Raw genomic sequence first — 23,670 nt, 5'->3', positions numbered from 1 at the left:
GCGGTGCGCGAACCCGGCAAAACCCGCGAGGTTGTCTATACTCTTTACCTGTCTGACTAACAGGAGGAACGACATGACCATTCACAAGAAAGGATCGGCCCATTGGGAAGGTGACATCAAAGGCAAAGGCACAGTCAGCACCGAAAGCGGTGTGCTGAATCAGCAACCTTATGGTTTTAACACCCGTTTCGAAGGGCAAAAAGGCACCAACCCGGAAGAGTTAATCGGTGCAGCCCATGCCGCCTGTTTTTCAATGGCGCTGTCGCTGATGCTTGGCCAGGAGGGACACCCACCGACCAGCATCGATACCACCGCCGACGTGTCGCTGGACAAGAAAGGCGATGGCTTTGCCATTACCAAAATTGCGTTGACCAGCACCGTTGTACTGCCGGGCATTGATAGCGCTAAATTTGACGAGATCATCCAGAAAGCCAAAGCCGGCTGCCCGGTTTCGCAGGTGTTGAATGCGGAGATCACGCTGGATTACACGCTAAATAATTGATCGCCTTGTAAGGATATCAGCGAGAGATAACACGGTGCGCCTACGGGCGCATCGTTGCTTTTTCGCTGGGGAGAGGCGCGCTTACAACGCGAGCCGCAAAGAAACTGTGGTGTGCCTGCAGGACGCTCAGGCGTACTCGTCCTGCGCTTCGGGCACGCGCAACCCGCGCACATTGTGACGTGCAATACGGTAGGCTTTACGCGGGTCGCCCGCCACAAACTCAAAGGTTGGCGAGTAATAAAACGGCAGCCAGCCGCCGAAGCCGCTTTCCCACTCCCAGCGTACCGGACAAGGCCAGAGAATACCGTCATATAAAATGTAATAAACCCAACGTCCATGCGGACGGCGGGGGCGCGTATTTTTCATGGGATTCACAACGGTGATAGTGTAAAGCGGCTTATATTTTGAACGTTAGGCGCAAATCCTGCAAGCGCCCTGGCGTCTTTTTGTACAAAGTTAACGCGCTGTCACGGGATTAGCGGTGGACTTCGCCACACAATAACACCACGTTGGGGCGAACTTTATGAATACGATCGGCCATCTGCTCGCAGGCTACCTTAGTGGGATAGATACGCTCAGAGACCGGCAAGGCGTCACAGGCGTCATGACCACATGCGCTCACTAACAACACAAAACCAATCAGCATGTTCAGGCTCCTTTAACACCTTCGCGTGGTACGGAATGTGTGACTGCGTGTTCCCTTTTAAAACCATTATAGCTAAACGCTTAAATCGTCAATGATCGCCATGCGCAACGGCACGGTGCGACTGCGGGGATTATCGCCAGCCGAATGCGTCAACGCCGCGTAATTTGGGCTAAACTGTGCAGCCTAACGAACCTAATGGAGTAGTTTATGACACATGACATTGCCCATCCCGCGAGCAGCCCAAAGCAAGCGGCTTTACAGTTGGTGATTGAACTGGTGCGCGCCGGAAAACTGAGCCCGCTGCACGGTGATGCATCCAACATGATCTCAATCTACGAGCAATTTAAAGCGCATTTTGAAGCGGACAAGCAGAAAGACTCGGCGATCTCCTGACGCGTTATCGGGTGCACAGCGCGATTATCGCGCTGTTTTTAGGCGTAAAACCAGGCGGGTAAAATCGCGATAAGGTTGTTAAGCGTATGCAGGAAAATCGGCAGCGCAAGGCTGTTGCTGCGCAAGCGGGCGTAGCACAGCAGCAGTGAGAACAGCGTTAACACCGCGATTGTCTCCCAATGCACATACTGGGTATGCAGCGCAGCAAACAGCAGGGAGGTGAGCAGCATACAGGCAAAGCGGCTTTTCGGGGCCCACAGTAGAAACCCTTGCAGCAAGAACCCGCGAAATAACACCTCTTCAAATACCGGCGCCAGCAGCACTGCAGTGAGCAGAAGCATCAGCATGGAGCTGCGACCTTGCTGACTCTGCGCGATGAGCCACCCTTCCGGCTGTAGAAACTGCGTCTGCGCTACCATCAAGATAAACAGCCCCAGCACAAACACCAGCGCCTGAACGGGACGTAAATAGCCCAGCGGAATATCGGAACGGCGCTGGCAATAGAAGCGGTAGAGCGGGTAGATCACCGCAAATTCCACCAGGCAAAGCACCGGCACCAGCAAGCCGTTATTGCGCAGCGCCCCGTAGTTGGGAAACAGCGTAATCAGCATGGTCACAAGGTAATAAACCACAAAGCTACCGGCGTAAAACAGCGTCAGTGTCACTTTGTCGGATTGGGTGTCCATAGGCGGCTCAATGGGCAGAGGAGCAGGCATAGTAGCAACGGCACCGATCGCTGTCGAGAGCGGCCGCCGGAGAATTATGGCGCGCAAATATTCTGCAAGGCGCGCTAAATCTGGCTCTGTTTTCGCCGATATCTACAACAATCATTACACGGTCGGATCGCTCCCTGCGCGCTACCGATCGCTTTCTTCGCTGCCTTTTTCTTTATGAGCACCGTGCATGAGCATTGATAACCTTCGACACCGCCAGCTGTTTGCCAGAGCGAGCAGGGAAGCGCATACCGTGCAAACAACACGCCGCAGCCTGCGCACGCTGATTGCCATGCTGTTTGGCGTGATGCTGCTCGCGGTGTTGATGGTGCTGGCAATTGCTTTTCGACAAAACCATGTGTCGCTGCAGCAGGATACAACCGTGCTGCGTCAGGCGTGGGCCGCGCAGCAGCAAACCATGCTTACCAGCCTGCGCGACTACGCCTCATGGGGCGAAGCATGGCAAAACCTCCATCTGACCATCAATAAAGCGTGGGCGTGGGATCAGGAGAACTTCGGCAGCGGCCTCTACAAAGATTACCACTTTGACGGCGTATTTATCGTGGGTAGCGATAACCAGACGCGTTACGCCTTGGAGCACGGTACCTTATCCAACGCCCGGCTGGAGAGCTGGCTGGGCACGCAAAGCGCGCGCTTGTTGGCAAGCGCCAGACAGCATGTGCAGCAGGGCGTGATCCGCAACGCGCTGGTTAACCATCAGCCCGCGATTGTGGTAGCCGTGCCCATTACGCCGGGCAAGGTGGCGCCGCTGGAGACGCCCACTGAGAAACTCTCGGTGATGATCTTTATTGCGGTGATGACGCCGGAAAAACTGCTGCGGCTGGGGGCGTTGCATAATGTGATCGCGCCGCGTATCGCCCGTTCACCCCGCGATGCGCAGGATGAACCCCGGCTTGAGCAGGCGGTCATTGATGGCGAACCTCTGGTGCTGCGCTGGCAGGCGAAAAGTCCCGGTAACAGCGTAATCTGGCTCATGATGCCGCTGCTGATGCTGACGGCCTTGGCCGTGACCGTGGTGACGCGCCGGGTGATTCGCCATGCGTTACGTAACGCGGCGATTTCCGATCGCCGCTTCGAAATGCTCGCGCTCAGCCAGCGCAAGCTGGCCAACAGCGAAGCGCGTTTTCGCGATCTGGCCGAGGCGGCATCCGACTGGATTTGGGAGATCGACGATCAAGGTCGGCTCTCTTATCTCTCGGCGCGCTTTGCCACCGAGACCGGGCACGCGGTGAGCAGCTGGCTGGGGCGGCCGCTGGATCAGCTTCTGACCCATCCCAGCCACTCGCTGGTGGCCTGGTTACAGCGCCAAGAGGAGGAGGTCACGGACGTGCCGCTGCGCTGTCAGTTCATTGCGGCAAACGGTCAGCGGCGCATCGGCGCGCTGATGGCGAAGAGTATTTGGCACAACGGCGCGCGGGTTGGGTTTCGTGGCACGGTTTCCGACGTTACACAAGAAGTGGATGCCGAAGCGCGTATCCAGTTCCTGTCGCGCCATGACATGCTCACCGGGCTGGCGAATCGCGTACAGCTGCAGGAATCCCTCACCGCCCATCTGGAAACGGCGTCTGCCGAGGCGCTGCTGTTTGTGGTTAGCCTGGATCTCGATCAGTTCAAACCGATCAACGATACGTGGGGACACACGGTCGGGGACGCGGTGCTTAATCAAATTTCCCAGCGCTTGCAAAGCTTGATGGGGCCGGATGAGCTGGCGGCGCGTCTGGGCGGGGACGTCTTTATCCTGCTGTTGCGCGAGCGCTCGCGGCAGGGAATGGAAAACCGCTGTCGCGTCCTGCAGCGCGCGATTCAACAGCCTATCACCAGCGGGTCGCACCAGCTCACGCTGACCGCCAGCATGGGCATTGTCTGCGCCCCACAAGATGCAACGCATCCGGAAGCACTGCTGCGGCTGGCCGATATTGCCCTTGGTCAGGCGCACAGCAGCGGACGCGATCGCTGGGTGTGGTACTCCACGGAGATGACCAATAAGCTGGAAACCCGCACCCAGCTGCTGCAGTCCATGGAGCAGGCGCTGCAGCAGGATGCCTTTACACTCTATTATCAGCCGCGCTATCAACTGCAAAGTGGTGAGGTGGCTGGCGCGGAGGCGCTGATTCGCTGGCAGGTGGCTGACAACGTGTGGATCTCGCCGGACAGGTTTATTCCGCTGGCGGAAGAGCACGGCCTCATTGGCGCCATCAGCGACTGGGTGTTACTGCGCGCCTGCCGCGATGCGCGCGAGTGGGGCGGTGCGCGTTACGTCTCGGTCAATATTTCGCCGGTCGAGTTTCGGAATAACGATTTAATCGCGCGCGTGGCCTACGCGCTAGTGGCCAGCGGCCTGCCCGCCACGCGGCTGGAACTGGAGATCACGGAGAATGTCACCTTCGATCATCCGGAGCGGGCGCTGGAAATTATGCAGGGCCTGCGGGGGTTGGGGGTACGCCTGACGGTGGACGACTTTGGCACCGGCTACGCCGCGCTGGGTTATCTAAAGACGTTCCCGTTCAACGGATTAAAGATTGATCGATCGTGGATGAAAGAGTTTCCTGAATCGCCCCAGGCGCAGTCGGTTGTTGCCGGTATTGTCGGGCTGGCGCGCGCGTTTGCGCTCACGGTGACGGCGGAAGGCATTGAGACCGAAGCACAGCTCGCGGCGCTAAAAGATCTCTCCTGTGAAGAGGGACAGGGCTATTTTCTTGGACAGCCGATGCCGCTTGATGCGTTTAATCACCACCTTAACGACAACGTGGCACGCAAGCGTTAAGCGGCGGCCAGCCCGAGCGGCGTGCTGGACGTCGCTGGGCGGGCGCACCGCACTTAACGCACCCGCATCGCGAGCAGCGTCATCACCACGGCGAAGCCGATAAAAATCATCAGTTCCATATCGCTTACCTCAGAAAAATCCTAGATAAGTGTAGCCTCTGGCTATCACGATTTTAGGCAGTAAATGCGATTTATCTTAAATGCGCTTCGCTAAAATCGCGCTTTTCGCATTGAGGGCCACTTAATATGCTAGAAAATTGTCCCTGGGCATCGGGTTTTGCTACTCTCTGCAACCGCTTGTTTTTTTATCCATAAGGAGACGGTGATGAATTACCCTGGAAAAGCGCTGCTGGCGGCAGCGGTGTTGACGCTTGCGGCCTGTCAATCAGCCAGCAAACCGGATGACCACGCAGCGGCAGCGGCAGATAACGATCAGTGCCGCGCCTCGGCGTATCAAGGATATATTGGTAAGCCGCTGACCAGCCTTGAGAATCAGCGTTTTGACGGTGCCGTCCGCGCGATTCCATGGAACGGCGCGGCCACCATGGATTTCAACCTGCATCGGCTGAACTTCATGGGTGACAAAGACGGTAAGATTACGCAGGTGTATTGCGGATAACGTCGAAAAGACGCGGCGTTGTCATTCGCTTGTCATGGTGAGCGGCGAGGATAGTTATGCATTACGAAGAATTTCTCGTCACTCTCGTATAGGCAATGCTCGTCTTGTTTCCCGCTTCGGCGGGAATTTTTTTGCCTGATGCGCTGCGCTATCGGGACGCAGGCGCATCCAGCAGCAGCGCCAGCAGCTGACGATAGTGGTGTAGCTGCTGTTCATCTCCCTCTCGCTCCATCCTCGCCATGATGCGCGCAATAATGGCGTTGCCGGTCGCGGACTGACCATCATCCATGAGTTCACGCATGATGGCCGCCAGCAGATCGCTTTCGTGTGGCCCGTGCCAGGCCGGACTGTTGAAATAGTCGGTAATGGCGCGACTGGTGCTGCTATTAACGGTTCTCAAAGCTGACCTCCGCAGAGACAACAACGCTTGCCGCCAAACATTGGCGCTGAGGAAATAAGAGATGACGCAGGCGAATGGCCCAGGACGGGCGGCGCCTCACCGAGGATAATCGGTGGTTTTTTAAACATAGTTGTCGCACGAAAAATTGTCAGTAATCGTTCGACATATTTTTTCATTCCGGCATAGCATTAAACGGGACGCATCTTATCAGTCACCAGACACGCGCCAGGTTGGCGAAAACCAGGCTGGCGTACCGGCTCGCCAGCCTGTTGCTTTGGCTTATTGACGCAGCGTGAAGGCGACGTGCCAGCGCTGCTGAGAGAGCAGAAATTCCGGGCTAACGCTCGGGCTCCACGAGTCGTCCCCGCCCACGCCCATGTGGAAGCCATCCAGATGCAACCAGCAGCCGGCCTCCGGCTGCAGCAGATGACGGTGTGACGTGTCGCGCAACTGCTCAAGGCTGTAGCGGCTCAGCGAGAACGCAAACGCGCCGCTGACTTGCCAACTGCCGCTGTCGAGCTGCTGCGTGCCGCCGCGCAGACCATTTTCACCGGGGAACACATAAGCCGTGCTAAGGGCATCCAGCGGCAGCTGCCAGCGCGAGAAACGCGCCGCCAGCTGGCGATCGGGGTAATTCTCGTGCGGCCCGAGTCCTAACCAGCTCACCTGCTGCGGCACGTTAGCCAGCTGGCAGCGTAGGCCAATGCGCGCCGGCGGCGGCAAACCGGGGGCTTGCTCAACGTTCATATCTATACGCAGTGCGCCGTCACCGCCGATGTGGTAACGCGTGTGGCAGCGAAACAGCACATTCTCTTTGTGGCGCCATTGATGCCAGGTATCAATCTGCACCGCGTGATTGAGGCTGTCCGCCTGCATGGCAATCAGCTCGGCCTGGAGCTGGTTAAAGCCCGCACGCGCCCAGCGTTCAACCCAGGCATTGGGATCGACATTCGCCGCTTCGCTGGTGCCAATATCGTTGTCGATCGGGGCGCGAACAAAGCAGGCCTGGAGCGGGGTTAATAGGGTCGCTTCCCCGTTCATCCACCACTGCACCAGTTCGCCGCTTTCACGTGAGAAGTGCCAGCGCTGCTGCGGCAGGTCCACCGCAATCAGCGTAGGATGCGTGCTCAGCGTCGGCGCGGTCAGCGCATGCGGCGGTGCGCAAGGCGCAAGCGCGGCGGGCAGCGGCCACTGATCCCAGGCGACGCAGGCGTCTGCTTCCGACCAAGCCGTGGCGGCAGGCTGATGCACCGCAAGGTTGAGCCACACTTCGCCCTGCAACGCGTCCGGCGCCGGCAATGAGAAGGTCTGACTGCCCTGCGGATCGAGATCCAGCACGATCTCGCCTTGGGCGACTGCCACGCCAGCCTGCTCGATCGACCAGCGCAGCACCTCGTTGTCGCTGCGTCGGAACAGGTATTCACTGTGCAGGGTAAAGCGGAACGGATCCTGCTCGTCACGCACGAACTGGAAAAACTGCTGCGCGCGCTGCGCTTCATACAGCGCCGGATGCGGGGTGCGATCGGCGAACACCAGCCCGTTCATACAGAACTGGCGATCGTTCGGGGTATCACCAAAGTCACCACCGTAGGCCTGCCACGGCTGGCCTTGCGCATCGTAGCGCGTCAGGCTTTGATCGACCCAATCCCACACAAAACCGCCCTGGAGGCGCGGGAACTGGCGGAACGCTTGCCAATATTTCGCAAAGCCGCCGAGGCTGTTTCCCATGGCGTGGGCGTATTCGCAGAGGATCAGCGGGCGCGTCTCGCCGGGCAGGCCGATCCATTTTTTCAGCGACCATTTCGGCACGGCGGGGAAGGGCTGATCGTGATCGACGCGGGCGTACATCGGACAAATAATGTCAGTGGCGGCAGTATTGGCGCCGCCGCCCTCATACTGTACCGGTCGGCTGGGATCGCTGCTTTTGATCCAGCGATAGAGCGCATCGTGCGTGCTGCCGTGGCCGGATTCATTGCCCAGCGACCAGATAATGATGCAGGCGTGATTGCGGTCGCGCTGCACCATGCGCGTCACTCGCTCGCTGTAGGCGGCAAACCAGCGCGGATCGTCCGATAAGCGGTTCATCGGCTGCATGCCGTGGGTTTCGATATTGGCTTCATCGACCACATACAGCCCGTATTCATCGCACAGGCGGTACCACAGCGGATGGTTAGGGTAGTGAGCGCAGCGTACCGCGTTGAAGTTGTGCCGCTTCATCAGTTCAATATCGCGGCGCATGCTGGCTTCATCCACCACCTGACCCTTCTCCGGGTGGTGTTCGTGGCGGTTTACGCCGCGAATCAGCAGCGGTTTACCGTTCAGACACAGCAGACCGTTATCAATGCTAACGCGGCGGAAGCCAACGTCATACGCCTCAGACTCGATCAGCGTACCGGCATCATCCAGCAGCGAGACTACCGCGCGGTAGAGGTGCGGCGTCTCCGCACTCCACAGCAAAGGGGCATTAACCGACAGCACCAGCCGCGTGCGTTCGGGATAGTGACCGCGCTCGTCAATGACCGCGCTGCCGGGCAACTGCTCATGCTGTGCCACGCAGTTGCCGTCTTGCCACAGGCTGACGCGCAGTCGACAGCGCGCCAGCGGCAGCGTACCGACCGCGATCTTCACATGAACGCGCAGATCGCCCCGACTGTATTCAGGGCTAAGGTCGGTATCGATCTGCACATCGGCCAGCTGTGTGTCGGGTTTATGCAGCAGGGTGACGTCGCGAAAAATACCGCTCATGCGCCACATATCCTGATCTTCCAGATAGCTGCCATCGCACCAGCGCAGCACCATCACGGCCAGACGATTCTGCCCTGGCCGCAGCGCCTGACTGAGATCAAATTCGGCGGGTAGGCGGCTGTCTTGCGAGTACCCGATCCATTGACCGTTACACCACAGGAAAAACGCCGCGTTCACACCGTCGAAAATGATGCGCGTTTGGCCTTGCGCCAGCCAACAGGGCTCCACCTCAAATGTGAGCGAGTAACATCCGGTGGGGTTTTGCGACGGAACCTGCGGCGGTGTCACCGGAATGGGGTACCGAACATTGGTGTAAATGGGGGCGTCGTAGCCGTGTAGCTGCCAGTTGGCGGGCACGGGCAGCGTCCCGGCATCGGGCATATCCTGCAGCAGCCAGCTTTGCGGCACCGCTTCCGGTTGTGAAAAATAACTGAACATCCACTGGCCGTTGAGCGAGCGCAGCGACGTTGAAGGCTGGCGTTCACGTGCGGCATCTTCATCGCGCCAGCTGGCGAAAGGCGGATGCGCGTCAAGGCGATTCAGGCTGGTGATCACCGGGTTTTCCCAGTCGCGGCGCGCAAGGATATCGGTCAACGAAAGCGTGGGCAGCATCATGATAAATTCTCTTAATTTGTAATGCGCTCACATTGCGTGAAATCCTCGCGGCTGTAAAGCGAGATTCAGCATCAGCGCCGAGCAGGCATGCGCTATCCGCATATTTGCGTTGGGTCTCACGTGTGAAAGAGGCGCGTAAAAAAGAAACGTTTTGCCGTTAGGCCTTGATCTTGCTTCGCTTTTTATTTAACGCTTCCCCTCATTTTTTTTCAACGGCGCGGGGATAACGCTTGTTGTTTTAAACAGGGCAGTGCTAACTTTTGAGCATTCACTTTGAGGAGTGCGCTGCATGAAAAACCTTATTGCGGAACTTCTGATTAAGCTAGCTGAAAAAGAAGAAGCGTCAAAAGAGCTGTTGGTTCAGGTAGAGGCGATGGAAATCGTCCTGACGGCGATGCTACGTAAAATGGACGCCGCGCAGTTCAACGACATGGCGGCGGGCATTGCGCGCGCCATGCCACCGGTCGCGCCTGGCGCAGAGACTGCCGAAGCGCAAATGCTGCGCAATTATATTGAGAAGCTGCTCAACCATCCACGCGTCTAACGTTCCCTTTTTTGCTGGATTCCTGCCAGGCTTAGAAGGCCATCACGACCTGGAAGGAACGGCTATGAAATCGTCTTTTTTAGCGTTACTGGCCGCGAGTGTACTTTTCGCGGGCAGCGCAAGCGCAGCAGAAAAAACCGCGCAGCAGAACAAAATGACGCTCTGCAATCAGCACGCTGCCGCGCAGTCACTCTCTGGTGACGCGCGTAAATCCTTCATGCGCGACTGTCTCAAAAAAGACAGTAAAGCGGGCAGCATGACGCCACAGCAAATGAGGATGAAATCCTGTAACACCGAAGCCGGCAGTAAAAACCTGAGCGGCGACGCCCGAAAAACCTTTATGAGCAGCTGCCTGAGAAAATCCTGATCGCCCGCCACGTCCCCGACCACCGCCGGTGCGCTCGGGGAAATACCGCCTTTCCTCTTTCTCCTTGCACGTACCGTCGCGAACGTTTCATGCGGTTGACGCGTGCCGAAGCGGCGAAATCGCCACGCTTTGCCACACTTACGTTTAAGGATTTATCGCATACACCCTTTTACAACGCAGGAGGCTATTTGTGAGCTATCAATCGGTGGTGGAGTTGGCGTCGCTGGCGCAGCAAAAACCGACGCAATTTAGCGTGGGTGAAACAGACGTGGTGCTGATCCGCGACGGTGAGCATGTCCAGGCGCTGCAGGCGAAATGCCCCCACGCGGGCGCGCCGCTGGAGCAGGGTGCGATCTGCGAGGGCAAGCTGATATGCCCGTGGCACAAAGCCGTGTTCGAGTTAAAGAGTGGCAACATGTGTGAGCCGCTGGCGCTCGCTAACCTCAAGCGCTATCCGGTTCGGGTGGAGAAGGGCACGGTGTGGGTGAATCCGCAGGCGATGTCACCGGCTTCCGCGCCGTCACCGCGTGGCGACGCGCCGGTGTATGTGATTCTCGGCGGGGGGGCGGCGGGCAGCGCAGCAATCTGGACGCTGCGCGATGAAGGGTTTACAGGCCGCATCATGCTGGTGGAGCGGGAGCCAGATGCGCCCTACGATCGTACCGCGCTGAGTAAGTTTGTGCCCTCGGGCAAGATGACGATTGATGAGGTGCCTGCGCTGCTGAAAGACGATGTGCTGGGTGGCGTGGTGCGCATTCACGGCGATGTCACCGCGCTGGATACGCAGAACCAGATGCTCACGCTGGACAGCGGCGAGCAGATAAAATTTGACCGCCTGCTGATCGCCAGCGGCGGCGAACCGAAACCGCTGGCGATCCCCGGTAACGATCTGGCGGGCGTGCATGTTTTGCGCTCGCGCGATCAGGCGGATGCGCTACTGAAGCAGGTCGAGGAGACCCAGCAGCTGGTGATTGTTGGCAACAGCTTCATCGGCATGGAAATGGCAGGCGCGCTGCGCAATCGCGACATTGACGTCACGGTGATTGCTCGCCAGCCGCTGCCCTTTGTGAACACGTTTGGCGAAAAGATCGGCCGCTATTTCCACACTTTGCACCGCAGTAACGGCGTGAAATTTGTCACCGGCGAGCCGGAGGCGTTAGAAGGGGAAGGCGCGGTCAGTGCGGTACGCTTAAAAGGGGGCCAGCGCATATCAGCGAGCGCGGTGCTGTTTGCCACCGGCGTGAAGCCCGCTACCGGCTTTATCCACGATCTTACGCGCGAAGACGACGGAAGCCTGCAGACCGATGCGCATCTACGCGCGGCGCCCCACGTTTGGGTCGCGGGCGACATTGCGACGTATCCCAGCGCACAAGGGCCGCTGCGCATTGAGCATTATCGCGTCGCCCAGCAGCAGGGCAGAGTCGCGGCGCGTAATATGCTGGGACAGGACGTGCAGTTTGATCGCGTGCCTTTTTTCTGGACCGCCCACTACGGCACGCGCTACGAATACGTGGGGCATGCGTCGTTCTGGGACGACTATCGGCTGTTGGGCTCGCTGCAAGAGAAGCGTTTTATCGCCTTTTACTGCCGTGAGGGCAGGGTGGCGGCGGTGTGTTCGGCGGGCATGTACACCTTAACGGCGGCGCTGGTGGAAAGACTCCAGCAGCCCATGACGCTCCCGCAGGCCATCTCTTTTGTGGAGCGCTTCCACCATTAAGAACGGCAGCGCTCCCCGCAAGGCGCGGAGAGCGCTGGCATTAGGCTTTGCTCAACGCTTCAGATTTCGCCATGCACCGCTGCATCGCCTTGATCACCGCCGCGCGGAACCCTTCTTCTTCCAGCACTTTCACTGCTTCAATGGTCGTGCCGCCGGGTGAGCAGACATTATCTTTCAGCTCGGCAGGATGCTGACCGGTTTCCAGTACCATTTGCGCCGCGCCCTTCACGGCTTGCGCAGCAAATTGGTAGGCCTGCGCGCGTGGCATACCGCCCAGCACGGCGGCGTCTGCCATCGCCTCAATAAACATAAACACATAGGCAGGCGCCGATCCGCTCACGCCCACCACCGCATGAATCAGATACTCGCTAACCACGGCGGCTTTACCGAAGCTGCTAAAAATGCGCACCACTTCATCCGTTTCATGCTGTTCAACCAGCACATTCGGCGTCACGGAGGTCATGCCTTCGTTGACTAACGCGGGCGTATTGGGCATGACGCGCACGATTTTACGATCGTGGCCCAGCACGCCCGCCAGCGCGTCCAGGGTAACGCCCGCCGCAATAGAGACCACCAGCGCCTCTTTTTTGAGCTGACCCGCCAGGTCTTTTAATACTTTAAGAATCACGTTGGGTTTGACTGCACCAAACAGAATATCGACCTCACGTGCCAGGTTTTCCGCGCTGTCTGCCGCCGTCACGCCGAACTGCTGTGCCAGCGCCTGATTGGTTTCCGCTTTGCGGTCATAAACCCAGATATTCGCCGGGGCGATAAGTCCACTGTTCACCATGCCGCTGATGATGGCTTGTGCCATGTTGCCACAGCCGACAAATCCGATTTTCTTCTCCAGCATCGCTTTTTCCTTTCAGTGATTCGATAACCTTAAGCGAGGTAGCTTACGACAGCTGAGCGGAATAACAAGCCGGGCAAATAACATTTGCCATTCTGCTGCAGCACGGCATGATCGCCGTCAATCGCGTGTAAAGAAGGAAACAAGATGTCTATTTGGGTTGATGCTGACGCCTGTCCCGGCGTGATCAAAGAGGTGCTTTATCGCGCGGCGGTACGCGCAGAAATCACCGTGACGTTTGTCGCCAACCAGCCGCTGCGAGTGCCAGCGTCTCCCTTTCTCAAAACGCTACAGGTGGCGGCGGGCTTTGACGTGGCAGACAACGAGATCGTAAAGCGCGTGGCACCGGGCGATCTGGTGATCACCGGGGATATACCGCTAGCAGCGGAAGTGCTGGAGAAAGGGGCTGCGGCGTTAAATCCACGTGGGGAACGCTATTCGCCGGATACGATTCGCCAGCGGCTTACCATGCGGGATTTTATGGAAACGCTGCGCGCCAGCGGCGTACAAAGCGGCGGTCCGTCTGCGTTAAACCAACGTGACCGCCAGCTGTTTGCCAACGAACTGGATAAGTGGTTGCGTCAGCGCTGATTAGACAAAGCTGTCGTCGTCATCATTAAAGTCACCGCCGCCAAAATCGCCGAAGTCGTTATTATCGGCATAGTTGTTATCGTTCCAGCTGGCGTTATCGTTCAAGAAGGCGCTGTTGCTGTCGTTGCCGTTAAAGGTGTCCAGGCTGTTATCCACCTGCGGCAGTGCCGGCTCGTTAATAATGTTCACGATCTCTTCCGGCTGCGAATGATGGAACATGCTGGTCAGCATATCCGCCATCACCACGCCGCCGGCGACGCCCACCGCCGTTTGCAGCGCGCCACCCAAGAAGCCGGTACCGCGCGCAGGAGCGGCATATTGCTGCTGTGGCGGCGCATACTGCGGCTGCTGCGGGGCGCTGTTCCAACCCGACGGCGGCTGTTGCGGGGTGGCAGAACGGCTGCCGCCGCCAAACAGGCTGGAGAGGAATCCGCCGCTGCTCTGCTGCGGTGCGGCCTGCTGCTGTTGCGCCTGCGCCAGGCGGTTTTGCAACTCTTCAACCTGCGCGTTCAGCTTTTTCAGCGCCGCTTCCTGAATCAAAATCGCCTGCGCCATGTAATACGGCGCGCCGGGCTGACTGGCCAGGTGCTGTTTGATCAACTGTTCGGCACCGGCATCACGCGGGCTGCCTTGGCTTTCTGCCTGTTTCAGGCGGCTGAACAGATTGTCGATTAACTGCTGCTCTTCATTTTGCATGGGATAGCCTCCAATTACGCTCACGCCTTTATATGGGGGTTGCCGTCAGTAAAGTAAATCATCCTGCTGGTAAGCAAATGTTGCTTGTACTTACAAAACAGCATATGCACAAAACGTGCATGGCTTTTTCATTGATAATCATAAGGTTGACAAGCACTCTCTGCCGTTAATGCGTAAACTGTGCTTAGCCGGTGGCTGATAAATAAATTTCCCGCTATGATGCGACGCATTATTGACCTGATGACCTTGCCCGAGCGGCACAACACCACGGCGGAGGATGAGCCTTAATGTCCCTACCCATCTATCTGATCGGCGCGCGCGGCTGCGGGAAAACTACCGTGGGGCAGGCGCTTTCTCAGGCGCTTGGCTACACCTTTCGCGATACCGATCACCATCTGCAATCTGAGACACAGCGCAGCGTGGCGCAGATTGTGGCCAGTGAAGGGTGGGAACGTTTTCGTCAGCGCGAAACCGACGCCCTGCATGCCGTCACTGCGCCCGGCAGCGTCATTGCCACAGGCGGCGGCATGGTGCTGGCGGAAAACAATCGCCGCTATATGCGTGAGCAAGGTCAGGTGATTTGGCTCAGCGCGCCGCCGGATGTGCTGGCCGAACGTTTGCAGCAGCAGCCTGAAGCGGCGCAGCGTCCCACGCTGACCGGACGACCCATTGCCGAAGAGATGAGCGACATTTTACGCGAGCGCGCACCGCTCTATCGCCAGGCTGCGCATCACGAGGTCAGCGCCATGCAGCCGCCCGCGCGTGTTGTTGAGCAAATCATGCACTGGCTGCTTCGCGCGCGCGCCAGCTAACGCCTCAGATTTATCCCTCTTTCTCGCGCTTAACACCCGTTGTCTATACTTAAAGCCAGACAGAGGATAGCCGCTGTCCGTGTGGAAAACTGACATAAGAGGGAAATGTATGCCATCCAGACCACCGTATCCCCGCGAAGCTCGCGTCGTTGCCGTTGAAAAAGGTCAGCCCGGTAACACCGTCACCTGGTATGAGTTACGCGCCGATCACCCGAAACCCGATACGCTCATCAGCGAGCACAAATCGGAATCAGAAGCGCAGGATGCCAAAGTGCGTTACGAGGACGTAGAAAAAGAGTAATGCACGCTGGCAGGGACGCCAGATGAAGCATGCGCACCGCAAAAAATGTGCGCTTTTGCTAAAAGCCTGCGCAGGCAGGCTAATTTCCCCTTAAGACGCTGAAACCCCGTAGTAAACCCCGATAGCCTGAGCAAATTCCCGCTTAACGCCCTATTTTATTCTGCATTAAAACGCCTAAGAATTGTCTGCCTAAAAATATGCGCTTGACGCATTAAGCCCAGCGTTTTACTTTCAATTTATTGATACGGGAACTCAGTTCCACATAGTGAAACTAGCCGCATGAGTACACTCGAAAATGCCGCCGCTGTCCTCAAGCTTTTCCAGCGTTATGGCGTCACTCAGGGCCATCCAGGCCTGACGTTTACTGACGTAGTGGAAGGGCTGGGGCTGCCAAAAAGCACCGTTTCTCGGCTGTTGGCCACCATGGAAAGTGAAGGTTTTCTTGAGCGTGATCCGGAAAGCCGCTGTTTTCAGGTTGGCCGCGTGCTGCTGTCAGTGGCAGGTAATTTCCTCTCTACGCCGCTGGTAGACAGTGCCTCTGACGCGATGGCGCGTCTCGCCGCGCGGACCGGTTGTATGGGGTATATCTCAGTGCTGGACGGCGAAGATGTCTTGGTGATGCGCATGTATCACGGACGTTTTTTCACGCAGCTGGTGACGCCCCCCGGCTCACGCGTCTCCCTGACCGGCACTTCCACCGGACGGGTGCTCCTGGCGCAACTGAGCGATGAGGCGGTGCGCGCGCGGGTCGAGCGCAATTGGCAGGCAGCTTCCGCCAACTCGCCGCGCAGCATTGACGCACTATGCGCTGAGCTGGCGCGGATTCGTCAGCAGGGCTGGGCGCTGGCGCGCAATGAGACGCTCCCCGGCATCAGTTCGCTGGCGGTGGCAGTCACCAATAAATATCGAGGCGAAAGCGCGGCACTGTGCCTTTCGTTTCTGTCGCAGGAAGCGGCCCCGGGCTACCCGGAAGTGCTGCTCAGCGAACTGCGCGCAACGGCTGCACTGATGGCCGAAAAGTATGGCGCTACCCCCTGAGGCAACTCAGGCCAGTATTCCGATTTTTGAGGCGTTTATTCGCGCCACACCAGGGAAAAAAGCAGGTCTTCGGGCCTGCTTATTTTCTTTTATTCAGAGAGCGATAAAACATCAGGCTGCTGCGTCGCACGTCGAACAGCGGCGGACTCTTTGCGTTTTCTTCAGGGTGAAACACAGGAACACTATGCGTCAATCTAATCCTCTTAAAAGTATCGGCGTCGGCGTGATGCTGGTGCTGCTGTCTGTGGCCGGCGCCGTGATTGGCGTCCAGCTGATTACCACTATTGGGGTCACCCCCAATACCTCCATTATCGGCGCGCTGATTGCCATGCTGCTGGCGCGCATTCCGCTGCAATGGTTTCGTCGCTACCGCTCGGTAGAGGTGCAAAACCTGGCGCAGACGGCCATCTCTTCCGCGACCTTTGGCGCGGCCAACAGCCTGCTGATGCCGATTGCGGTGCCGTGGGCGATGGGGGAGCCGCAGCTGGTGCTGCCGCTGTTTGTCGGCGTTAGTGCCGCCATGCTGCTGGATGCCTACCTGCTGTATCGCCTGTTTGACACGCGCGTCTTTCCGGCCAGCAATGCCTGGCCACCGGGCGTTGCCGCAGCGGAAGCCATTAAGGCAGGCGATAAAGGCGGACGTCAGGCGTGGTTGCTGGTGGCGGGCATTGTGGGCGGTATCGGCGGCGCGATGTTGAAAATCCCCATGTCAGCCTTCGGTACCGCTTTTATCGGTAACATTTGGGCCTTGAGCATGCTGGGTATCGGTTTTCTCCTGCGCGCGTACGCCCAGCCGGTGGCCGGAATTGATATCAACGCACTCTATCTTCCTCACGGCGTGATGGTCGGGGCAGGACTGGTGGCGCTGGTGCAGGTGATTCAGGTGATCCGCCGCGGTCGACACGATCGCACCGAGGCCAGTCGCAGCGATGATGAAGTGAAACGGTCGCTGGGCTTAGGCACCGTTGGATATCTTCTGATCTCCGCGCTGTTGGCGCTGGCAGGCGGCCTGTGGAGCGAGATGGCGCTGCCGATGCTGCTGCTGTTTATTCTCTACGCGGCGTTTGCCGCCTTTGTGCACGAGCTGATCGTGGGCATTGCCGCGATGCACTCAGGCTGGTTCCCGGCGTTTGCCGTGGCGCTAATCACCCTGATTTTGGGCATTTTACTGGGCTTTCCTCCGCTGGCGCTCTGCCTGCTGTGTGGCTTCACCGCCGCTACCGGTCCCGCGTTTGCCGACATGGGGTACGATTTAAAAGCGGGGTTTGTTCTGCGCGGCAACGGCGCTGATCTGCAGCAGGAGCTGTGGGGACGACGCATCCAACTGATCGCCGCCATGGTGGCGTTCCTGGTGGCGATTCCGGTGGTGTGGTACGCGCACACGCTGTTTTTTGCCGAGAACCTGCTGCCACCGGTGGCGCGCGTCTATGCCAAAACCATTCAGGCGGGTGCTGAGCCCGGCATCGCCCTTAACCTGCTGATGTGGGCCGTGCCTGGCGCCATCGTGCAGCTGATTGGCGGCCCCAAACGTCAGCTTGGTGTGCTACTGGCGACCGGGCTGTTGATCAATAACGCTGCGGCGGGCTGGGCCGTCATGGTGGGGATTGCGCTGCGCATTATTATTCTGCGCGTCTGGGGCGAGCGTGGGCGTTCACCTATGGAAGTCATGGCCGCTGGCTTTATCGCGGGGGATGCGCTTTACAGTTTCTTCCACTCACTGTTTGCCAGCAGCAGAAAGAAATAATCAGGAATCTTATCATGAGCTTACAGCAAACACTTCAGGTCTTTGAATTACTGGACAGCGCCTATGTGGATGGCCAACAGGTCGTGGATCTGTTTGCGGGTTTGCCCGACATCAGCGCGACGACCACACGGGTTAGCGGGGCAAAAGGGCGCACCGATTTTGTACGCATCACCGTGCCTGGCGCGCAGGGTAAAAGCCGCGGCGGCAGCGCGCCTACGCTGGGTATCATTGGTCGGCTGGGCGGCATTGGGGCGCGCCCCACGCGTATCGGGTTGGTCTCGGACGCTGATGGCGCCGTGGCGGCCGTCAGCTGCGCGCTAAAGCTGGCGCAGATGCAGGGCAAAGGCGATGTACTGGACGGGGATGTGGTGATCACCACCCACATTTGCCCGGATGCGCCAACGCGTCCGCATGAGCCGGTGGATTTTATGGATTCCCCGTGCGATGACCTGACCATAAACGAGAATGAAGTGGTGGAGGGCGTGGATGCCATCCTCTCGATCGACACCACCAAAGGCAATCGTATCCTGAACCACAAAGGTTTTGCGCTCTCACCGACGGTGAAAGAGGGCTACATTCTGCGCGTCTCGGAAGATTTGCTGCGCATTATGGAGATGACCAGCGGCAAACCTGCCGTCACGTTCCCCATTACCACCCAGGATATCACGCCGTACGGCAACGGCGTTTACCACCTCAATAGCATTCTTCAACCCTCCACGGCCACCGATGTGCCGGTGGTGGGGGTGGCGATCTGTAGCGAATCGGTGGTGCCAGGTTGCGGTACCGGGGCCAGCCACGAAGTGGATATCGCGGACGCGGTGCGCTTTGCGGTGGAAGTGGCCAAAGAGTTTGGTCGCGGCACCTGCGCCTTTTATGACCGCCAAGAGTATGCGCTGCTGCTGTCGCTGTACGGTAGCCTCGGCCATCTGCGCACGCGGAAACCGTCCGCATGAAAAAATCCCTGGTCACACTCACCATCGGCCAGGCGCCGCGCAGCGATATTATGCCGCTACTGCAGGCGCATTTGCCCGAAGACGCGGTGGATCACGTGGGCCTGCTCGACGGCCTGACCACCGACGCTATCGCGCAGCGCTATGCGCCTGCGCCGGGCGAACCGGTGCTGGTTTCTCGTCTTTTGTCAGGCGAACAGGTGCGTCTGGCCGTGCCAAACGTCGAGCAGGGGCTGCAGGATAAAATCCACGCGCTGGAGCAGCAGGGTTACGACACCATTCTGCTGTTGTGCACCGGCGAGTTTGGCGCACTCACCACGCAGAAAGCGCTGCTGCTGGAGCCGGATCGCATCATTCCCCCGCTGATCAACGCCATTGTCCAGCAGCACAAAGTGGGCATCGTGGTGCCGGTGAAAGAGCAGGTGGCCGAACAGGCGAATAAATGGCGCAGTCTGCACCGCGCACCGTGCTTCGCCGTGGCGAGTCCTTATCTGGCAGCGCAGTCAGAGTTGATCGACGCAGGCTTATCGCTGCAGGAGCAGGGGGCGGATGTGGTCGTGCTGGACTGTATCGGCTATCACCAGAAACACCGTGATTTCCTGCAAAACATGTTGGGCATTCCCGTGCTGCTGTCTAACGTGCTGGTGGCGAAACTGGCGGCGGAGCTGATCCTCTGATCGCGCGCCGTCACACCGGGCGTTGCCCGGTACTTATTTCGCGTGACAGATCAGAGAGTTCCCTTGTAATCTGCCAGACACCTTAATGTGCTGTGAGGAAGTAACATGCTCAACGTAAGCGAGTATTTCGACGGAAAAGTTAAATCGATCGGATTCGACAGCGTCACCATTGGCCGCGCTAGCGTCGGCGTGATGGTCGAAGGCGAATACACCTTTGGCACCGGCCAGCCGGAAGAGATGACGGTGGTGAGCGGCGCGCTGAAAGTGCTGCTGCCGGATGAGGTTGAGTGGAAATGGTACGAAGCGGGCTCGGTGTTTAATGTCCCCGGTCACAGTGAGTTTCATCTGCAGGTGGCAGAACCCACCTCTTATCTGTGCCGCTATCTCTAACGGTCTCGCATCTGTGCGCACGTTCAGCACGCCCATGAGGCGTGCTGATGTTTCCGCACTCTTTAACGCTTAGCTTCGCCGCCCAGCGCGTCCACCAGGTTGGTTAACAGCGCGGCCAGTTCGCTGGTCATCAAAATGAAATCCGCATCAAAGCGCTGAGCGAAGTCGTCGCGATCGATGTCGTCATTCTGTTCGCGCAGGGTATCGCTAAACTTCAGGCGTTTAATTGACGCATCTTCAGCAATGACAAACTGCAGCCGCTCTTGCCAATCCAGAGCCAGTTTGGTGACCACTTTGCCCGCTTCAATGTGCGTGGCGATTTCGTCCGAAATCAGATCTTGTTTCTTGCAGCGGATCACACCGCCGTCTTCCAGCACGGCTTTCAGCTCAGCTTCATCCATCAGTGCAAAACCGGCGGGCAGGTCGCCACCGCGCACCCATTCGGTCAGCGTCAGCTCGATAGGATTTTCCAGCGTCAGGGGCACCACCGGCAGCGATCCCAGACTTTTACGTAGCAGTGCCAGCGTGTCTTCCGCTTTTTTTGCGCTGGCGCAGTCCACCACAATCAAATTGTTGACGGTATCGATCCACATAAACGTCTGGCTAAAACGGCTGAACGCACGCGGCAGTAAACTGTGCAGCACCTCATCCTTCAGCGCATCTTTCTCGGTTTTTTTTAGCTTGCGGCTCTGCTCGGCCTCCAGCTTCTCGATTTTGGCTTCCAGCGCCTGCTTCACCACCGGTGAGGGCAGAATTTTCTGTTCGGTACGGGCGCAAATAATCAATTGACCGTTAACGTCATGCGTCAGCGCCTCGCTGCGATTGCCCATAGGCGAGACCCAACCGGTTTTCGCCATATCCTGGCTGCCGCACGGCGAAAAGGTAAAGGCCGCAAGCTGTTTTTCCAGATCGTCTGCGGACAGCGGAATGTCACGATTCAGACGATAAACCATCATATTTTTAAACCACAACATCGGGATTCCTTACCGTGGGTGCGATCGGGCGCACAAGTCTTAAAGTCAGCGCGCATGATAGCGAAACATCCGAGGGGTTTCATTGCCTTTCCCGATTCTGCCTTCTACTGTAGGGATCTCCTTTAAGAATAATGAGGAATAAATCGTGCGGATTGGGATTGATTTAGGTGGTACCAAAATTGAAGTGATCGCGCTTTCTGACCAGGGGCATGAGCTGTTTCGACACCGCGTCAATACGCCGCGCGATAATTATGCCGCGACCGTACAGGCCATGGTTGATCTGGTGACGCTGGCGGAAGAGAAAACGGGGCAGCGCGGCAGTGTGGGCGTCGGGATTCCAGGCTCGCTGTCGCCCTATACGCATCGGGTAAAAAATGCCAACTCAACCTGGCTTAACGGACAGCCGCTGGACAAAGATTTGGCGCAGGCGCTGAATCGTGACGTGCGCATTGCCAACGACGCGAATTGTTTGGCGGTGTCTGAAGCCATCGATGGCGCGGGCGCCGGACACGAACTGGTGTTCGCGGTGATCATTGGCACCGGATCGGGCGCGGGCGTGGCGATTAACGGCGAGTCGCGCATCGGTGGCAACGGTAACGCGGGCGAGTGGGGCCATAATCCGCTGCCGTGGATGGACGAAGATGAGCTGCGCTATCGCGCGGAAGTGCCGTGCTACTGCGGGCAGCAGGGCTGTATTGAGACGTTTGTGTCTGGTACCGGCTTTGCCATCGACTATCAGCGTTTAAGCGGTCAACAGCGTAAAGGCAATGAGATCGTCGCGCTGATCGCGCAGCAGGATCCGGTTGCCGAGCTGGCCATGAGCCGCTATGAAACGCGGCTGGCAAAATCGCTGGCGCAGGTGGTTAACCTGCTCGACCCCGATGTGATTGTGCTGGGCGGCGGTATGAGCAATAACGACAGGCTTTACCATACCGTGCCCGCGCTGATGAAGCAGTGGGTGTTTGGCCGCGAGTGTGAAACGCCGGTACGCAAGGCGATGCACGGTGACTCCAGCGGCGTGCGCGGCGCGGCCTGGCTGTGGCCGCTGCAGTCGGCGGACTAAGCTCGACTCAGAGGCGCAGCGTGCTGCGCCTCTGCCATTCGGCTTACTCGCCCATTAGCATGGCGTCCTGCGGCGCGTTGGCACGCTGGGCTTTGGTCGCCCGAAAATAGAGGTATCCCACCGCCATCATCGCGATAAACAGTCCACCAATCAGCGGATTGAACCACAGCATCGCCACTAAACACACCAGCGCAAGCACCAGCGCGATACCCGGCACCACGGGATAACCCGGCGCGCGGAAGCTGCGTGGCATGTTGGGTTCACTGCGGCGCAGCTTAAACAGGCTCAACATGCTCATGATGTACATGATAATCGCACCAAATACCGCCATGGTGATCATCGCAGCGGTGAGCGACATGCCCTGCAAATTGATCAGCCCATCGCTGTAAATCGCCGCGATACCAATGGCACCGCCGAGTAAAATGGCACGGTGCGGCGTCTGAAAGCGCGACAGCGTGGCGAGGCTGCGCGGCAGATAGCCTGCGCGGGCGAGGGCGAAGAACTGACGCGAATAGCCCAGAATAATGCCGTGGAAACTCGCCACCAGGCCAAAGAGACCGATCCACACCAGCATATGCATCCAGTTTGAGTGCTCGCCGACGATCATTTTCATTGCCTGCGGTAGCGGATCGTTAATGTCGGACAGTTTGCGCCAGTCGCCGGCACCGCCCGCCAGCAGCATGACGCCAATCGCCAATACCACCAGCGTCAAAATACCGCTGATATAGGCTTTGGGAATGGTGCGCTTGGGATCTTTCGCCTCTTCCGCTGCCATCGCTGCGCCTTCAATGGCGAGAAAGAACCAGATGGCGAAAGGAATGGCGGCAAAGATGCCGGAGACCGCCGGCAGGCCGAAGCGATCGCTCCCGGCCCAGCCGTGCGCGGCAAAATTCGCCATGCTGAAACCGGGCGAGACCACGCCCATAAACACCAACAGCTCCAGCACCGCCAGCACCGTGACCACCAGCTCAAACATGGCCGCCAGCTTCACGCCTAAAATGTTTAGCCCCATAAAGAGCAGATAAGCCGCGACCGCCGCTGTTTTAGGATTCAACGCCGGATACTGCACGTTAAGGTAGGCGCCAATCGCCATGGCAATCGCCGGCGGGGCAAACACGAACTCAATCAGCGTTGCCATTCCCGCGATCAATCCGCCCGTTTCACCAAATGCGCGACGGCTGTAGGCAAACGGGCCGCCAGCATGGGGAATGGCCGTGGTGAGCTCGGTAAAGCTAAATATAAAGCAGGTGTAGAGTGTGGCAATCAGCGCGGTGGTCACCAGGAACCCCAGCGTACCCGCCACGCCCCAGCCGTAACTCCAGCCAAAATACTCCCCGGAAATCACCAATCCTACCGCAATCCCCCACAGATGCAGGGTTCCCAGCGTAGGTTTGAGCGTGTTGTTCATGCTTATCTCCCCGTCGTCATACGTATGTGGTTTGTACCGTGCGGTGCGTACGTTGCGCTACCGTGGAGGGATAATGCCGCTGCCTGACGCGGGAATACTTGACGTCGGCGCGGCGAGTGGTGTGCTGCGCG

General features: G+C 58.3%; 25 protein-coding genes. 16 read left to right on the top strand and 9 right to left on the bottom strand.

Annotated features, from left to right (window positions below; genetic code table 11):
- Nucleotides 1-73: 73 nt before the first annotated feature.
- A complete protein-coding gene (locus tag LU196_RS02840) occupies nucleotides 74-502 on the top strand; it encodes an OsmC family protein (protein ID WP_232758210.1) in 429 nt (142 codons plus the stop codon).
- A gap of 126 nt (nucleotides 503-628) precedes the next feature.
- On the opposite strand, the gene LU196_RS02835 is transcribed toward LU196_RS02840, so the two are convergent.
- Nucleotides 629-868 carry a hypothetical protein gene (locus LU196_RS02835; RefSeq protein WP_232758209.1) on the bottom strand — a complete coding sequence of 80 codons (240 nt, stop codon included), beginning with the start codon at nucleotides 866-868 and terminating at the stop codon, nucleotides 629-631.
- Nucleotides 869-977: 109 nt separating this feature from the next.
- On the bottom strand, nucleotides 978-1,148 hold the full coding sequence (locus tag LU196_RS02830) for a hypothetical protein (protein WP_007887091.1): 171 nt from the start codon (nucleotides 1,146-1,148) through the stop codon (nucleotides 978-980).
- 207 nt (nucleotides 1,149-1,355) lie between these two features.
- Between LU196_RS02830 and LU196_RS02825 the strand changes: the two genes are divergently transcribed.
- Complete coding sequence (locus tag LU196_RS02825) at nucleotides 1,356-1,541, top strand: hypothetical protein (protein WP_232758208.1); 186 nt, start codon at nucleotides 1,356-1,358, stop codon at nucleotides 1,539-1,541.
- Between the two features lie 38 nt (nucleotides 1,542-1,579).
- Here the strand turns inward: LU196_RS02825 and LU196_RS02820 are convergent, their stop codons facing one another.
- Nucleotides 1,580-2,227 (bottom strand): CPBP family intramembrane glutamic endopeptidase, encoded by a 648-nt coding sequence (locus LU196_RS02820; protein WP_232758207.1) that lies wholly within the window; start codon nucleotides 2,225-2,227, stop codon nucleotides 1,580-1,582.
- 217 nt (nucleotides 2,228-2,444) lie between these two features.
- On the opposite strand from LU196_RS02820, the gene LU196_RS02815 reads away from it, so the two are divergent.
- Both LU196_RS02815 and LU196_RS02810 read left to right on the top strand, forming a co-directional pair.
- Entirely contained in the window at nucleotides 2,445-5,039 is a 2,595-nt protein-coding gene (locus LU196_RS02815; protein ID WP_232758206.1) for an EAL domain-containing protein, read from the top strand.
- 324 nt (nucleotides 5,040-5,363) lie between these two features.
- A complete protein-coding gene (locus LU196_RS02810; protein ID WP_232758205.1) occupies nucleotides 5,364-5,657 on the top strand; it encodes an I78 family peptidase inhibitor in 294 nt (97 codons plus the stop codon).
- Nucleotides 5,658-5,805: 148 nt separating this feature from the next.
- Here the strand turns inward: LU196_RS02810 and LU196_RS02805 are convergent, their stop codons facing one another.
- Complete coding sequence (locus LU196_RS02805) at nucleotides 5,806-6,057, bottom strand: biofilm development regulator YmgB/AriR family protein (protein ID WP_232758204.1); 252 nt, start codon at nucleotides 6,055-6,057, stop codon at nucleotides 5,806-5,808.
- Between the two features lie 279 nt (nucleotides 6,058-6,336).
- Nucleotides 6,337-9,417 (bottom strand): beta-galactosidase, encoded by a 3,081-nt coding sequence (locus LU196_RS02800; RefSeq protein ID WP_232758203.1) that lies wholly within the window; start codon nucleotides 9,415-9,417, stop codon nucleotides 6,337-6,339.
- Between the two features lie 289 nt (nucleotides 9,418-9,706).
- On the opposite strand from LU196_RS02800, the gene iraP reads away from it, so the two are divergent.
- The 3 genes from iraP to LU196_RS02785 all read left to right on the top strand — a co-directional run bounded on the left by iraP (nucleotide 9,707) and on the right by LU196_RS02785 (nucleotide 12,045).
- The gene (gene iraP, locus LU196_RS02795) at nucleotides 9,707-9,961 is read left to right on the top strand and encodes an anti-adapter protein IraP (RefSeq protein ID WP_232758202.1); all 255 of its coding nucleotides are present in this window, start codon (nucleotides 9,707-9,709) and stop codon (nucleotides 9,959-9,961) included.
- A gap of 64 nt (nucleotides 9,962-10,025) precedes the next feature.
- Entirely contained in the window at nucleotides 10,026-10,328 is a 303-nt protein-coding gene (locus tag LU196_RS02790) for a PsiF family protein (RefSeq protein WP_232758201.1), read from the top strand.
- Between the two features lie 190 nt (nucleotides 10,329-10,518).
- A complete protein-coding gene (locus tag LU196_RS02785; RefSeq protein WP_232758200.1) occupies nucleotides 10,519-12,045 on the top strand; it encodes an FAD-dependent oxidoreductase in 1,527 nt (508 codons plus the stop codon).
- 40 nt (nucleotides 12,046-12,085) lie between these two features.
- Here the strand turns inward: LU196_RS02785 and proC are convergent, their stop codons facing one another.
- The gene (gene proC / locus LU196_RS02780; RefSeq protein ID WP_232758199.1) at nucleotides 12,086-12,898 is read right to left on the bottom strand and encodes a pyrroline-5-carboxylate reductase; all 813 of its coding nucleotides are present in this window, start codon (nucleotides 12,896-12,898) and stop codon (nucleotides 12,086-12,088) included.
- Between the two features lie 144 nt (nucleotides 12,899-13,042).
- On the opposite strand from proC, the gene LU196_RS02775 reads away from it, so the two are divergent.
- Nucleotides 13,043-13,486 (top strand): YaiI/YqxD family protein, encoded by a 444-nt coding sequence (locus LU196_RS02775; RefSeq protein ID WP_232758198.1) that lies wholly within the window; start codon nucleotides 13,043-13,045, stop codon nucleotides 13,484-13,486.
- On the opposite strand, the gene LU196_RS02770 is transcribed toward LU196_RS02775, so the two are convergent.
- Entirely contained in the window at nucleotides 13,487-14,182 is a 696-nt protein-coding gene (locus LU196_RS02770; protein ID WP_232758197.1) for a DUF2076 domain-containing protein, read from the bottom strand.
- A 287-nt stretch (nucleotides 14,183-14,469) separates the two neighbouring features.
- Here LU196_RS02770 and aroL point away from each other — a divergent pair, with 287 nt between their 5' ends.
- From aroL to ppnP, 7 genes are all read left to right on the top strand, one after another.
- Nucleotides 14,470-14,994: a shikimate kinase AroL gene (aroL, locus tag LU196_RS02765; protein ID WP_232758196.1), complete on the top strand. Its 525-nt coding sequence runs from the start codon at nucleotides 14,470-14,472 to the stop codon at nucleotides 14,992-14,994.
- Between the two features lie 109 nt (nucleotides 14,995-15,103).
- Nucleotides 15,104-15,295 carry a YaiA family protein gene (locus LU196_RS02760; protein ID WP_232758195.1) on the top strand — a complete coding sequence of 64 codons (192 nt, stop codon included), beginning with the start codon at nucleotides 15,104-15,106 and terminating at the stop codon, nucleotides 15,293-15,295.
- 279 nt (nucleotides 15,296-15,574) lie between these two features.
- On the top strand, nucleotides 15,575-16,333 hold the full coding sequence (locus LU196_RS02755) for an IclR family transcriptional regulator (RefSeq protein ID WP_232758194.1): 759 nt from the start codon (nucleotides 15,575-15,577) through the stop codon (nucleotides 16,331-16,333).
- Nucleotides 16,334-16,517: 184 nt separating this feature from the next.
- On the top strand, nucleotides 16,518-18,077 hold the full coding sequence (locus LU196_RS02750) for an OPT/YSL family transporter (RefSeq protein WP_232758193.1): 1,560 nt from the start codon (nucleotides 16,518-16,520) through the stop codon (nucleotides 18,075-18,077).
- 14 nt (nucleotides 18,078-18,091) lie between these two features.
- Complete coding sequence (locus tag LU196_RS02745; RefSeq protein ID WP_232758192.1) at nucleotides 18,092-19,030, top strand: DUF1177 domain-containing protein; 939 nt, start codon at nucleotides 18,092-18,094, stop codon at nucleotides 19,028-19,030.
- Nucleotides 19,027-19,704: an AroM family protein gene (locus tag LU196_RS02740; RefSeq protein WP_232758191.1), complete on the top strand. Its 678-nt coding sequence runs from the start codon at nucleotides 19,027-19,029 to the stop codon at nucleotides 19,702-19,704. The genes LU196_RS02745 and LU196_RS02740 overlap by 4 nt, the downstream gene beginning before the upstream one ends.
- A 105-nt stretch (nucleotides 19,705-19,809) precedes the next feature.
- On the top strand, nucleotides 19,810-20,094 hold the full coding sequence (gene ppnP / locus LU196_RS02735) for a pyrimidine/purine nucleoside phosphorylase (RefSeq protein WP_232758190.1): 285 nt from the start codon (nucleotides 19,810-19,812) through the stop codon (nucleotides 20,092-20,094).
- A gap of 62 nt (nucleotides 20,095-20,156) precedes the next feature.
- On the opposite strand, the gene rdgC is transcribed toward ppnP, so the two are convergent.
- Entirely contained in the window at nucleotides 20,157-21,068 is a 912-nt protein-coding gene (gene rdgC, locus LU196_RS02730; protein WP_232758189.1) for a recombination-associated protein RdgC, read from the bottom strand.
- A 145-nt stretch (nucleotides 21,069-21,213) separates the two neighbouring features.
- On the opposite strand from rdgC, the gene mak reads away from it, so the two are divergent.
- Complete coding sequence (gene mak / locus LU196_RS02725; RefSeq protein WP_232758188.1) at nucleotides 21,214-22,131, top strand: fructokinase; 918 nt, start codon at nucleotides 21,214-21,216, stop codon at nucleotides 22,129-22,131.
- A 43-nt stretch (nucleotides 22,132-22,174) separates the two neighbouring features.
- Here mak and eat read toward each other — a convergent pair whose 3' ends face one another.
- Nucleotides 22,175-23,539 carry an ethanolamine permease gene (eat, locus tag LU196_RS02720; RefSeq protein WP_232758187.1) on the bottom strand — a complete coding sequence of 455 codons (1,365 nt, stop codon included), beginning with the start codon at nucleotides 23,537-23,539 and terminating at the stop codon, nucleotides 22,175-22,177.
- Between the last annotated feature and the right edge of the window lie 131 nt (nucleotides 23,540-23,670).

The organism is Pantoea sp. Mb-10 (assembly GCF_021272205.1).
Classification (GTDB): Bacteria; Pseudomonadota; Gammaproteobacteria; order Enterobacterales; family Enterobacteriaceae; genus Pantoea.
This window is presented reverse-complemented; position numbering and strand designations above follow the sequence as displayed.